Raw genomic sequence first — 12785 nt, forward strand, 5'->3', positions numbered from 1 at the left:
GGAGAGGCGTTCGACGAGGATGACGCCGGCGCCTTCGGACCAGCCGGTGCCGTCGGCGTCGGTGGAGAAGGACTTGCACCGCCCGTCCGAGGCGACACCGTTCTGGCGTGACGACTCCACGAACGTGGTGGGCGTGGACATGACGGTGACGCCGCCGGCCATGGCCAGGTCGCACTCGCGGCTGCGCAGGGCCTGGACGGCCAGGTGCAGGGCGACCAGGGACGAGGAGCAGGCGGTGTCGATGGTCACCGCGGGGCCTTCCAGGCCGAGGGTGTAGGCCACCCGGCCGGACAGCACACTGCCCGCCATACCGGTGCTGAGGTACCCCTCCACCTCCGGCGGCAGCGTGGCGGGGTCTCCGGCGTAGTCGTGGTACATGATCCCGGCGAACACACCGGTCCGGCTGCCCCGGACGGAGTGCGGGCTGATGCCGGCGCGCTCGAACACCTCCCAGGAGGTCTCCAGGAGCAGCCGCTGCTGCGGGTCCATCGCCAGTGCCTCACGCGGCGAGATCCCGAAGAACTCGGCGTCGAACTCGCCCGCGTCGTAGAGGAAACCGCCCTCGCAGGCGTAGCTCGTGCCGGGGCGGTCCGCCGCGCGATCCGGTTCGTAGAGCTTCTCCAGGTCCCAGCCACGGTTGTCGGGCATCGCCGAGATCGCGTCCCGGCCCTCCACGACCAGTTGCCACAGCTCGTCCGGTGACGTCACGCCACCCGGGTAGCGGCAGGCCATGCCCACGATCGCGATCGGCTCGGTATCCCCTGCCTCCAGCTTCTTGATACGGCGGTGCGCCAGACGGAGGTCGGCCGTCATCCGCCGCAGGTAATCAACGAGCTGAGATTCGTTCGTCATTTCTTACCCCGCTGAGAGAGAGCAAAGGATACGTGGGATCTAAAAAAATCCGGAAAGAGGTACGAGCCGGACAGGAGTCCTGTCCGGCGGTTCTTTCCTGTGAATATAGGCGCGTGAATCCGGCGCTTGTTCAGTCGGAATGCGGTCGTGGCAGCGCCGGTCGGCGGATCTCCGATGTGCAGCGGCATTGCCCCTCCTCGCCGAGGAGGAGCCGGCCTCGCGTCGGGAGGCGCTGTCCAACATCGGTCGTACCTGCCGGACGGACGTGCCCGGGAACACAGACGAACGAAAAGCACGCGAACGGAACACGTGAATATGTGGGATGGTAGCGACCGGCCGATCCGGACTACCACCCCTAACGCTTCGGCGGTACCCCTAGACGGCGACGGGCCGTCCCGTAGCGGCGACGGCACTCCCCCTTATGGGCGATCCCGTCGGCCTGGGTTCGAAATGAATGCCCGAAGTGCCGAATTTCGCAACGTGACCTCGGTCACACCGTCATCTCGGCAGCGGATATTCGGCCGAGGATTGGACAAAGAGGCCCATCTACGTCGATCTGTCAGGGTGCATCAGGTCGGTGTGACGCTCGGTCGCCAAATGATTGCCCACTGTGATGGCCGGTGCACTGTTGACCAACGGGTTTTTAGGTATAGTGGGCCTGTCGACTCGAATCCCCGGAGATTTATTCCTTCCGGTGAGTCAAATTCTTATAGTTTTGGGAATTTTGATCAAATGGATTCGTATTAAAGTTGAGGGGGAGCTTTGGTACTGGTTGACCGGGAAGCGGAACTGAAACTGCTTGAATCGGCCTTCGGCGACTGTCTCGCCGAGAAGTCCGGAGTGGTCGTCGTTGAAGCCGCATCCGGATGTGGCAAGAGTGAGATCCTGGAAGCATTCGTCGAGAAATTGTCAGGGATTGGTGCGATTGTTCTCCAGGCCAACTCCGCACCGATGGAGAGTGCCAACCAGCTCGGTGTGGTGCGCCAGTTGCTGGGCGGCGGGCGGGTTCCCGCGGAGTTTGTGAACCGATTTCAGGAACTCTTGAAGGGAGCCGACCGCGCCGAGGCCATGCAGGAGTTCTCTGCCATGTTGCAGAAACTCTCCGCCGTTGCGCCGGTCGTGATCGCGGTCGACGACCTGCAATATGCCGACCGTGAGTCCCTGGATTTCCTGCTGCATGCGCCGCGCCGGTGCCGGGCCGCCCGGTTGATGATGGTCTTCACCGAGTCGCTGGCCTGCACGCTGCGTGACCCGGTGTTCAGTACCGAACTGCTGCGCCAGCCGAACCTGCGGCGCATCCAGCTCCGAGGGCTCACCCGCAGGGGAGTCGGCAGCATTCTGGAGCGCGACACGAGCATCCCCGTCGACAGCCGGCTTGTGGATGGCTTCCACGCGGCGACGGGCGGGAATCCGCTGCTGGTACGGGCGCTGATGGAGGACTACCACGCACTGTCGTGCCGGGAGTGGCAGGAGCCCGACAGTCCCCAGCTCGCCGCAGGTGGCGCGTTCGGCCTGGCCATCCTTGCCTGCCTCTACCGGGACGGCGCCGCGGCCCTTGCGGTGGCGCAGGGCCTGGCGGTCCTGGGCGGCGCGGACAGCAGCGGCATCCTCGCCCGGCTGCTCGGCATCACCCCGACGGCGGTGGACCAGGGCGTGCGGGCCCTGAACGCCGCCGGGATCGTCGACGGTTACTCGTTCCGCCACCCGATGGCCAGGACCGCCGTGCTGGAGAACCTGGAATCCGCGGTCCGGGTGGAGCTGCATCTGCGGGCGGCGGCACTCCTCTACTCGGAGAGCGCGACCACCACAGCCGTAGCCGCGCACCTGAGGGTCGCCGACCAGGTCCGTTACCCGTGGGGCATCGCCGTTCTGCAGGATGCGGCGGAGCAGGCGCTCGCCGACGGCAACGTCAAGTGCGCCTCGTCCTACCTGGAACTCGCGCATGCGATGAGTGACGACGGTCAGCAGCGGATCGAGATCAAGCTGAGGCTGGCCGACGTCATGCGCCGGGTCAACCTCTCCGGTGCGGAGCTGCATCTCAGGGAGCTGATGTGCGCGCTCGGCAGGGACCTCCTGTCGGTGTCGAACCTCGCACCGCTGGCCAGGCTGCTCTACGCGCACGGCTGGATCGATGACGCGTGTGAGGTGCTCGACCGGCTGGAGCAGCTGACGACGGCGGAGATCCGCGCCGAGGCCGAAGTCCAGTTCATCAGGCCGTGGTTGTCCGCGAACATCGCCCCTGTCCGGTCGGTGCCCGCCGCGCAGCCGGCGGGGCGGCCCAAGGCGGTGCCGATTCATCCCAAGTCGCCCCCCGGGCGGCTGTCCAGGCTCGGATCGGCGGCCGGTCGGCTGCCGGGGCGTCGACGGCCGGACAAGATCGTCCAGCTGGAGGAGCTGCTGGACGGCTCGCCGCTGACCGATTCGACGCTCGATCCGATCGTGAGTTCACTCCGGACGCTGCTCCATCGCGGCAGGATCGACATGGCCGGACGGTGGTGCGACCGGTTCCTCAGGGAGTCGGCCGCCAGGGATACGCCGGGGTGGGAGGCCGTGTTCTCCTGTGTCCGCGCGGAGATCTCGCTCCACCGGGGTGACCTGGCGGGCGCGGAGGAATTCGCGGCCAGGTCCCTGAAAAGCATACCGCAGAAATACGGAACTTCCTTTTCCGGTGCGCCCATCGGAATTCTCGCAACGGTGTACACGAACATGGGAAAGTACGACGAGGCGGCCCGTCAGCTCGACCGGCCGGTGACCGACGCCCTGTTCAGGAGTGTCCACTGGCTGGGCTATCGCAGGGCGCAGGGGCGGTACTTCCTTGCCACCAACCGCTTCGACGTCGCGCTGGGCGAGTTCCTCGCCGTGGGCCGGCTGGCGGAGCGCTGGGGTGTCGACGACCCGGCTGTGACGCCCTGGCGGGCGGAAGCCGCCGAGGCGCTGATCGCGCTCGGTGACCGGGAGCGTGCCGAGAGCCTCATCGCGGAGCACCTCGTGAAGACGCCGCACGATGCGCGCCGCAGCCGCGGTGTCGCCTTGCGACTGCGGGCCTCGCTGGCCGTGGCCGAGGACCGGCCGGCGCTTCTCACTCAGGCGCTTGACGAACTCCAGCTGTCGGGCGACAAGTTGGAGTTGGCCAAGGTGCTGTTCGAGCTGGGTTCGGTCCATCAGTCCAACGGCGAGTCAGGCCGCGCCAGCATGCTGCTGCGTCAGGCCCACCACATGGCCCAGGAGTGCGGAGCCAGGCCACTGTCCGAGGAGGCCGGAGCCGCCAACGGCACCAGGCCGGGTCTGGAGGAATCCCGCTTCGAGGAGAGCGCCGAGTCCGCGACCTCCGACAGTGCCCTCAGCGAGTCGGAGCGGCGCGTCGCATGGCTGGCCGCGCGGGGACACACCAACCGCGAAATCTCGTCGAAGCTCTGCATCACCGTCAGTACGGTCGAGCAGCACCTCACCCGGATCTACCGGAAGCTCGACATCGCAGGGCGCCAGGAACTGCCGACCGGCATCCAGATGAGCGGTCTGCAGTTCGCGGCAGCGCAGTGACCGAAGGTTCACCGCCGGCCGCCGGAGACCCGGTGGCCGGCCGCCGCTGTGCCGCTCGGCCCCTCGGGGGCCGGCACGGTGCCGCCCCTGGTTCTGGACGGCGTTGACGGTGGAGCAGGTGGTGCTGCGACAATCGGTGGGTGCGTGTCGGATTGCTCGGACCCTGGTCCTGGACGTCGGAGCGGGGCCGGTATCGATCGGTGGCGCGCGGCTGCGGGCGTTGGTGGCGCGGCTGGTGCTGGACGGTGGGCGCGCCGTTCGGCCGCAGGTGCTGGTCGAGGCGCTGTGGGGGGAGTCGCCGCCGGCTGACCAGGGGAACGCGCTGCAGTCGCTGGTGTCCCGGTTGCGGGGTGTGCTCGGCGACCCCGAGCTGCTCACGCTCGGGCCGGCCGGGTATCGGCTGGCCGTCGAGGCGGGCGCGGTGGACGCCGTCGGGTTCGAGCAACTGGCCCGGTCGGGGCGGCACTTGCTGGCGGAGGGGCAAGCCGTCGAGGCGGCCGACGCCCTGCGGGAGGCGCTGAGTCTGTGGCGTGGCCCCGCGCTGGCCGATGCCGCGGTGGAGATCCTGCACCGGCTGACCGAGGTGCTGGCGGACGACGACCTGGTGCTGGTGCTGGACAACTGCGAGCACCTGGTCGAGGCGGTCGCGGCACTGGCCGAGACCCTGCTCGGCCGCTGCCCCCGGCTGCGGGTGCTGGCCACCAGCCGGGAGGCGCTGCGGATCGACGGCGAGATCCTGCACCCGGTGCTCCCGCTGGAGTTGCCCGAATCGGGCTCGACGCCTGCGCAGGCCCGGGCCTGCGCGGCGGTCCGACTGTTCCACGACCGGGCCGTGGCGGTGTGTCCCGGCTTCGAGGCGGCGGGCGAGGCGCTGGCGGCGGCGATCGAGATCTGCCACCGCCTGGACGGCCTGCCGCTGGCGATCGAACTGGCCGCGGCGCGGTTGCGCACCCTGCCGGTCGAGGTGGTCGCGGCCCGGCTGGACGACCGGTTCCGGTTGCTGACCCGGGGCAGCCGCACCGCACTGCCTCGGCACCAGACCCTGCGGGCCGCGGTGGCCTGGAGCTGGGACCTGCTGCACGCCGACGAACGGGCCTTGCTGGAACGGCTCTCGGTGGTGCCCGGCAGTTTCACCGAGGACGCGGCACAGGAAGTCGGCGGGCTCGACGTCCGGTGCGCCGACGCTCACGCCTGCGACCTTCACATCCGCGATGCTCACGCCCGCGACGTCCGGGAGCTGCTGGCGGCGCTGGTCGACAAGTCCCTGCTGCATCCGCTCGGCGCCGCCGGTACCGGCGAGCCGCGCTACCAGATGCTGGAGACCATCCGGGAGTACGGCCTGGAACAGCTCGCCCGGCGCGAGGAGGTCGGCACCGCGCGCAGTCGGCACGCCGGGTTCTTCCTCGAACTGGCCGAGACCGCGGAACCGCACCTGCGCACCCACGACCAACTGCGCTGGCTGGCCCGGCTGTCGGCCGAGCGCGACAACCTGCTGGCCGCGATCGGCTGGGCGATCGAGACCGGCGACGCCGGGACGGCGGTCCGGCTCGCCGCCGCGCTCAGCTGGTTCTGGTCCATGAGGGACTACCCGCCGGAGTCGCTGGACCTGCTCGACCGGGTGCTGGAGGTCCCCGGGCCGGCCGATCCGGTGGCCCGCGCGCTGGTGGTCGCGACACACGCGGTCGGCACCGAGTCCACCAGCCGGCCACCGGACCGGGCGGCGGCCTTCCGCCGGATCGAGGAGGCGATGGCGGGCATCGATCCCGGCGTCCATCCGTTGCTGGAACTCGCCCAGTTGGCCGCCGCGATCGCCGGATCGGATGCACCGGGCGCGCCGGACGCGATGGGCGCGCCGGATCGGGAACGGAAGGATCCCTCGGGCCGGTCGTTCGGCCTGCTGGTCCAGGGCCTGCTGACCCTGCACACCGGGAACATCGCCGAGGCGACGGACTACCTCTCCCGCGCGCTGACCGGCTTCGAGGAGCTCGGGGAGCGGTGGGGCCTGGCGACCGCACTGAGCACCCTCGGGTCGATCCGGCGGCGGTCCGGCGAACTGGCCCAGGCACTGGCGATGAACGAGCGGGCCACCCGGTACTTCCAGGAGCTGGGTATGCAGGAGTACACGGTCGAGAACGAGGTGCAGGCCGCGTTGATGCGCGCGCAGGCCGGGGACGTGGACGGCGCGCGACGGCAGCTGGCAGGCCTGTTCGACCAGGTGGCGCGGAGCGGATCGGCCGAGCCGTGGGCGCTGGTGGGCCTGGGCCGGGCCCAGCTGGAGTGGCGGGCCGGTCAGCCGCAGGCGGCCCGTGCCCACGCGCGGGTCGCCCTGGCCGAGGCTCCCGGTGGCCGGCCGATACCGTCGCACCTCACCGCCCTGCTGCTGGGCGTGCTCGCCCAGGTGGACGCGGCGGACGGCCGCCCGGACGAAGCGGTGCGCCGGCTCGACCATCCGGCGGTGCACCTGGTGCTGACCTGGAACTCGGCGGTCACCGGGTGGATCGCGGTCGTGGCCGCCGGTATCGAGCTGTGCCGCGACCGGCCGAGCCGGGCGGCGCGACTGCTCGGCGCCGCCGACCTGCTGCGCGGCTCGGACGACCTCGGCGACCCCGACGTGCGCAGGATCACCCGCCGTGCCACGGCCGCGCTGGGAGCCGCCGGGTTCGCGGCAGCGCACGCCACGGGTGCGGCGATGTCGCGGACCGGGGCCAGGGACCTGCTGTCCGCGATCGTCACCGCCGGCCCTGGGTCCGATCAGCCGGCCTGACCGGCGGCCGGGGCAGCCGGGGTGCCGGCCGGAGCCGGCTTGCCGAACATGGCGCAGATCACGGCGGTCTGCAGGGCTTTGTCGGCTGCGATGAGCTTGGTGTCGGCCCCGAACTCGAACAGGAACTCCGTCGGGACCAGCACGGTGGCGGTGCGACTGCCGCTGCCGTCGGTGAGGTTGACGCTGGAGTAGCCGGTGATCCCCCCGTCGTGGGCCCAGATGGTGCCGCAGGCCATGGTGCCCGTCTCGATGCCCAGCCCGGAGCCGGGCCCGTTCACCGGGTTGCCGGGGTCCATCGGTACGGTGTCGCGCAGCTCCGCCAGTTGGGCCGGGGGCAGCAGCCTGCCGGACATCAGGGCGGTGTAGAAGCGGGACCAGTCCTGCGCGGTGGACACCACCGCCCCGGCGGCGCCGCCCCAACTCGGGTCGTTGCCAGAGACGTTCACCTGGCCGTCGCGGTCCACCCCGGCGACGTCCTGGAAAGCGGTGGGCACCGCCGCCGGCATATGGGCCCGGTCCGGTTCGTAGCCGCGGGCGTACCGGCCGTGCCAACTGCCGTCCGTGGCGAGGTAGGTGTGCTTCAGGCCCAGCGGCCGGGCGATCCGGTCCTGGACCAGGTCGGCCAGGCTCGCGCCGGTGACCCGCTCCAGGACGGCGCCGACCGCGGCGTAGTCGGTGTTGCTGTAGGACCACTGGGTGCCCGGGGCGAACAGCGGCGGGTGCTGAACGCCCACGGCGAGCAGCTGCGCGGAGGTCCACCGCTGCGGGTCCTTGCCGAGGATCGACGGCACGAGGGCCGGGTCCTCGGTGTAGTCGAACAGGCCGCTGGTGTGGTTCAGCAGCATCCGCAGCGTGATCGCCTGGCCGTTCGGGATCTGGCCCGGCAGCCACTTCGCCACCGGGTCGGTCAGTGCGAGCCTGCCCTCGGCGACCAGTTGCAGGACGATCGTGGCCATCATGGTCTTGGTGTTGGAGCCCATCCGGAACTCGTCGCCCACCGTGAGCCGGCCGTCCTTCGCGGCCCAGGGAGCCTGCTCGGCGATCTCGACCGGCCGACCGTGGCCGTCGTCCACCCGCACGACCACCCCCGGCGCCCCGGCATCCACCAACTGCTTTGCCAGTTTCGTCAGTTGAGCTCGCTGCGCGTCGGCGCCGCCCAGGGACGCGGCGGGGGAGGCCGGGAACGCCGGACCGGCGGCCAGTCCCACGGTCAGGATCGATGCCGTCAGCACGGCTGGCGCCGGCCGCAGGCGACGCGACCGCACCGCGTGATCCGACGAAGAGGTGCGTGAGGTATCTGAAGAAGTATCCGGCGACATGGCCCGTTCCTCCGGTTGCTGGGTGACCTGGACGCCACTCAGCCTCCGACCCGCCGCTGGCAGACCGCGCACAGCGCGCTGTCAGGCGCCGTGCCCGGCCGGACTCAGTGAGCCAGTGTGGTGGAGACGGCCGCCATGACCTTCTGCCACTGGGCCGACGCGTGCTGGAGCCCGGGGCCGCTCGCCGTGATGGTGTGCTGCTGGTTGTCGGCCAGGACCCGCCCGAAGGTGTTCAGGTAGTCGGTGTGCTGCTTGCAGGTCGCGTCCGCCACGGCGGCCTTCTTCTCGTCCGGGGAGACCGGCGGCAGCGCGGCGTCCTTGGGCGTCGGCAGGCCGCGGCCGAGCAGGGAGTGGTCGTTGGAGGCCTGGAGCGGGGCGGCGTAGTGGTAGCCGGCGGTCTGCATGCAGCTGCTCCAGGCGCTGTCGAGCTGGACCATCCGCGCGTCCTTGTCCGCCGCGGCGGCGGCCTGGCTCCGCAGGGTCTGCACGTAGCCGAAGGCGTTCTGCGCGTCGGCGATGTCGAGGGTCTTGTAGGCGTTCATCGCGCACCCGTCGTTCCCGTCGAAGGCCGCCACCGTCCGGGCACTTGGCGTGGCTTGGGCACTTGGCGTGGCTTGGGCGCTCGGCGTGGCTTGGGCCGGTGCGGAGCTGTCGGCCTGCGGGAGGCGGTAGCCGTAGGTCTGCGCCTGCGTGACGTCGGCGACGCCGACGACGGACAGCGGCGGCAGCGGCGTGGGCAGGTAGCGTGCGCCCCACCCGTCGGGGAGCGTCACCCCGTGGGCGGTCATGCAGCGCTGCTCCAGGCGGGTGACGGCCTGGTAGATCCGGTCCTCGTCGGCCGGGTTGGCGTACTCGTCGTAGTGGTCCAGGGGCAGCACCATGCTGCCGTCGGCGTGGACGACGACCGCGGCGTCGGGTGCCGTTCGCCCGGCGGCCGAGGCGCTGGAGTCGAGGTGGGTGACGAGCCCGACCAGGACCGTTCCGGCGGCGGCTGCGCAGGCCAGGATTCGACGACGGGTGAAGCGCATGGTGGGTCTCCTCTCCTGCGGGGGCAGGCGCAGTCGGTGCGCCGCCGGGGCGGGGCGGGGGCTCCGGTGGAGTCCGCGTACCGCCCCGGCGGGGGGATGTCAGGTCCAGTGCTGGTAGTTGTTGCCGAGCCCGTAGGAGCCGTTGGTGTAGGCGCCGATGCCCTCCGGCCCGCCGCCACCGTCGAGGTAGAAGCCGGTGGCCTTGTCCTGCAGTGCCCAGCCGTTCGAGGTGGGGATCTCGTACCACCGCTGGTTGTTGTTGCCGCTGCAGTCCATCGTGTACGTGTTGCCCCCGTTGCCCCAGTGGTTGTCGCTGTCCAGGCACTGGTTGTTGTTCTGCTGGCTCGCCTCGAACCAGGTGCCGTCCGACTGGAGTTCGTCGTACCACTGGCACCCGTAGGTGTAGGTGCCGCACCCGCTGCCGCTGCCGACAGGGGCCGGGTAGGCTCCTTGCTCAGCCCAGAGGTAGTTGCCGGTGGCCTTGTTCCGCCAGGTGACGTTGCCGTTGGCCGAGGCCGTGCCGGCGACCCCGAGCAGGCTGGCCGTGAGCACGGCGCCGATCACGGCGGCCTTGCCCAGGCGCTTGGTGCGTCGTGTTGAGCTGTTCACTGTGCGTCCTTCCTGAGGGAGTGTGTCCGGTGCTCGGGTGAGCCCGGCGTGTTGACCTGGAACCGTCGAAGAGCACCCGGGTGCGAGGTCCCGCCTCCCGCCCGACGGCGGCAGGCGGCCGCCGTCGCACCGCACCCGGGTGAGTACCCGGGGGTCAGGGGCGAGGACCACCGCAGCCGAGCGGGTGTCCGGGCAGCCAGCGGTTGCAGGGGTCGCCCCAGCCGGTGTCCGCCAAGGTGGTGTGCGAGTGGGACGGGCTGACGGCAACGGCGTCGGTGCCGATCGTCACCCCGAGCATCGCGACGGCCGCCAGGCCGAACAGCGCGAGCTTGCGCATGGCAGGTTCCCCCTGAATCCGATGGATCTCGATGGCTGATGTGTCGTCCCGCAGCCGGTGGCTCCGGGCCTCCCGGCCGGGCACCACACTGCCGTTGCGCAAGGTGTAGCCGCCATCTGCCCTATGGTTCATCATGTGACAGGGGGAGAACAGGAAGGCAGACATAAGCGCCCGAACTGGGCGAAGCCGTAGCGGATTTCGGGGGGAACCGCGGTGGGGTCGATCGACGACGCCTTGCTGTCGGACGTCTACGCGTGGGCGGTGGCGCAGCGCCGGGTGTCAATGGAGGAAATCCCGTGTCTCGCACGGGAGTTGGGCTGCGGGGAGGACGAATGCCGACAGGCCGTGACCGAACTGGTCGACCGGCATCTGCTGACCCCTGACACGGACGGCCTGGTGGCCGCGAGCCCGGAGGTGGCCATCGCGGCGCTGGTGTGCCCGCGCGAGAGCGAGCACCGCCAGGCCGAGATCGACCTGATGGCCGAGCGCGGCCGCACGGCCCAACTACGGTCCCGACTCGCCGCGTTGAAGCCCGTCTATGCCGACCCGCGGCACCAGGGAGCCGCCGCCGGGGTGGACGTCCTGGACGACAAGTTCGCCGTCCGGGCGCTCCTCACGAACCTGACCGCGGCCTGCGAGAAGGAGATCATGGCCTGCCAGCCGGGCGGTGGCCGACCGCCCGCGGCGCTGGCCGACGCGCTGCCCCGGGACCTGGCGCTGTTGAACCGGGGGATCACCCTGCGCAGCCTGTACCAGCACACGGCGCGCTTCCACACCGCGACCCAGGCCTACGCCGAGACCGTGCTCGCCGCGGGCTCGCAGATCCGGACCGTCGCCGAGATCCCCGGGCAGATGATCATCATCGATCGGCAGACCGCCTTCCTGCCGCACCGCGACCACCGGTTCGGGGCGATCGTCGTGCGGGAGCCCTCGATCATCGACTACCTCTGCTCGGCGTTCGAGCAGGCCTGGAACCAGGGCGCGCCGTACCAGACCGGTCCCACGGCCGCCCGGGTCGCCGTCACCGAGATGAAGGCCGCGATCCTGACGCTGATGGGCAACGGTCTCAAGGACGAGGTCATCGCCAAACGGATGGGCCTGTCGGTGCGCGCCTGCCGCGGTCACATCGCCGGCCTGCTGGACCAGCTCGGCGCCCACAGCCGCTTCCAGGCCGGGGTGATCGCCAGCCGCACCGGAGTGCTGGACCCGAAGGACGACGGGGCCTGAGCAGCGGGCCCGACCCCGACCGCCGACCGGTGTGCGGCGGGCGCGAGACGGGAGCCGAGAACGCTCTCTATGCTGGCTCCACCAGGGAGAACGGGCTTGCGACCGGGCGGCGCCCACGCGGTCCTGACGGATCGACAGACCTGGCAGACCTCGCACGCCCGCGATCGCGGAGTGCCATCGAGAACGGGGACGAACCACCATGACCGCACCTGACGGGGAGGCCGGCCTGTGGTGCCGGCGCTTCCACCCGGCTCCGCTGGCACCCAGCCGGCTGGTCTGCTTTCCGCACGCGGGCGGCTCGGCGAGCTTCTTCTTCCCGGTGTCGGCCCAGCTGAGCCCCGGCGCCGACGTCATCGCCCTGCAGTACCCCGGCCGCCAGGACCGGCGCGCCGAGCCGTGCATCGATGACATCCGCCAACTGGCCGACGCCCTCCACCCGGTGCTGCGCCCACTGGCCGACCGGCCGCTGACCTTCTTCGGCCACAGCATGGGGGCGCTCCTCGCCTTCGAGGTCGCCCGGCGCCTGGAGCGCGACGGCGAGGGCCCGGTGCACCTGTTCGCCTCGGGCCGCCGGGCCCCCTCCCGCTACCGGGAGGACGAGGACGTGCACAAGCGCGACGACGAGGGCATCCTGGCCGAGATGCGGTCGATGAGCGGCACCGACCCGCAGGTCCTCGCCGACGAGGAGATCCTGCGCATGGTGCTGCCCGCGCTGCGCAGCGACTACAAGGCGGTGGAGACCTACCGCAGCGAGCCCGACTCCGTGCTCCGCTGCCCGATCACCGCCCTGACCGGTGACAACGACCCCAAGACCTCGATGGACGAGGCGCGCGCCTGGCAGCAGCACACCTCGGCGGCGTTCGACCTCCAGGTCTTCCAGGGTGGGCATTTCTACCTGAGCAGCCGGCCGGGCGAGGTCATGAAGGTGCTCGCCGCCCACCTCGATGCGGTGGCCGCCGAAGCCTGACCGGAACCCCGGAAGGGCCGTAGCAGGGCCGTGGGGGGGGGGGGGGGGGGGGGGGGGGGGGGGGGCGGGGGCGGGGGGGGGGGGGGGCCGGGGGGGGGGGGGGGGGCCGGGGGGGGGGGGGGGGGGTGGGAGGGGGACGGTG

At 71.0% G+C, this 12785-nt stretch carries 9 protein-coding genes; 4 read left to right on the forward strand and 5 right to left on the reverse strand.

All coding sequences use genetic code 11. The annotated features are described in order from the left end of the window. Window positions 1-852 (reverse strand): beta-ketoacyl synthase N-terminal-like domain-containing protein (locus tag ACFZB9_RS35580; RefSeq protein WP_391454138.1); only part of this gene is annotated, 852 nt, incomplete at its 3' end. A 762-nt stretch (window positions 853-1614) separates the two neighbouring features. Here ACFZB9_RS35580 and ACFZB9_RS35585 point away from each other — a divergent pair. After that, a complete protein-coding gene (locus ACFZB9_RS35585) occupies window positions 1615-4392 on the forward strand; it encodes an AAA family ATPase (protein WP_391454140.1) in 2778 nt (925 codons plus the stop codon). A gap of 118 nt (window positions 4393-4510) precedes the next feature. Continuing rightward, a complete protein-coding gene (locus tag ACFZB9_RS35590; protein ID WP_391454142.1) occupies window positions 4511-7156 on the forward strand; it encodes an ATP-binding protein in 2646 nt (881 codons plus the stop codon). Here the strand turns inward: ACFZB9_RS35590 and ACFZB9_RS35595 are convergent. The 4 genes from ACFZB9_RS35595 to ACFZB9_RS35610 all read right to left on the reverse strand — a co-directional run bounded on the left by ACFZB9_RS35595 (window position 7144) and on the right by ACFZB9_RS35610 (window position 10449). After that, on the reverse strand, window positions 7144-8388 hold the full coding sequence (locus tag ACFZB9_RS35595) for a serine hydrolase domain-containing protein (RefSeq protein WP_391454144.1): 1245 nt from the start codon (window positions 8386-8388) through the stop codon (window positions 7144-7146). The two genes, ACFZB9_RS35590 and ACFZB9_RS35595, sit on opposite strands and share 13 nt — an antisense overlap. A gap of 191 nt (window positions 8389-8579) precedes the next feature. Next, window positions 8580-9503: a hypothetical protein gene (locus ACFZB9_RS35600; RefSeq protein ID WP_391454146.1), complete on the reverse strand. Its 924-nt coding sequence runs from the start codon at window positions 9501-9503 to the stop codon at window positions 8580-8582. Window positions 9504-9602: 99 nt separating this feature from the next. Further along, window positions 9603-10112 (reverse strand): hypothetical protein, encoded by a 510-nt coding sequence (locus ACFZB9_RS35605; protein WP_391454148.1) that lies wholly within the window; start codon window positions 10110-10112, stop codon window positions 9603-9605. 154 nt (window positions 10113-10266) lie between these two features. Then, entirely contained in the window at window positions 10267-10449 is a 183-nt protein-coding gene (locus tag ACFZB9_RS35610; protein ID WP_391454149.1) for a hypothetical protein, read from the reverse strand. A 213-nt stretch (window positions 10450-10662) separates the two neighbouring features. Between ACFZB9_RS35610 and ACFZB9_RS35615 the strand changes: the two genes are divergently transcribed. Both ACFZB9_RS35615 and ACFZB9_RS35620 read left to right on the forward strand, forming a co-directional pair. After that, on the forward strand, window positions 10663-11676 hold the full coding sequence (locus ACFZB9_RS35615) for a LuxR family transcriptional regulator (protein WP_391454151.1): 1014 nt from the start codon (window positions 10663-10665) through the stop codon (window positions 11674-11676). A 199-nt stretch (window positions 11677-11875) separates the two neighbouring features. Further along, window positions 11876-12643, forward strand: a complete 768-nt coding sequence (locus ACFZB9_RS35620; RefSeq protein WP_391454153.1) for a thioesterase II family protein — start codon at window positions 11876-11878, stop codon at window positions 12641-12643. Window positions 12644-12785: the final 142 nt, after the last annotated feature.

This window comes from Kitasatospora sp. NPDC008050, from assembly GCF_042957465.1.
In the GTDB taxonomy this organism is placed as follows: Bacteria; Actinomycetota; Actinomycetes; order Streptomycetales; family Streptomycetaceae; genus Kitasatospora.

Excerpts from the sequence above, each read along its gene's own strand:
- ACFZB9_RS35600 (WP_391454146.1), bottom strand. The coding sequence starts at position 9,503 with ATGCGCTTCACCCGTCGTCGAATCCTGGCCTGCGCAGCCGCCGCCGGA.
- ACFZB9_RS35610 (WP_391454149.1), bottom strand. The coding sequence starts at position 10,449 with ATGCGCAAGCTCGCGCTGTTCGGCCTGGCGGCCGTCGCGATGCTCGGG.
- ACFZB9_RS35620 (WP_391454153.1), top strand. The coding sequence starts at position 11,876 with ATGACCGCACCTGACGGGGAGGCCGGCCTGTGGTGCCGGCGCTTCCAC.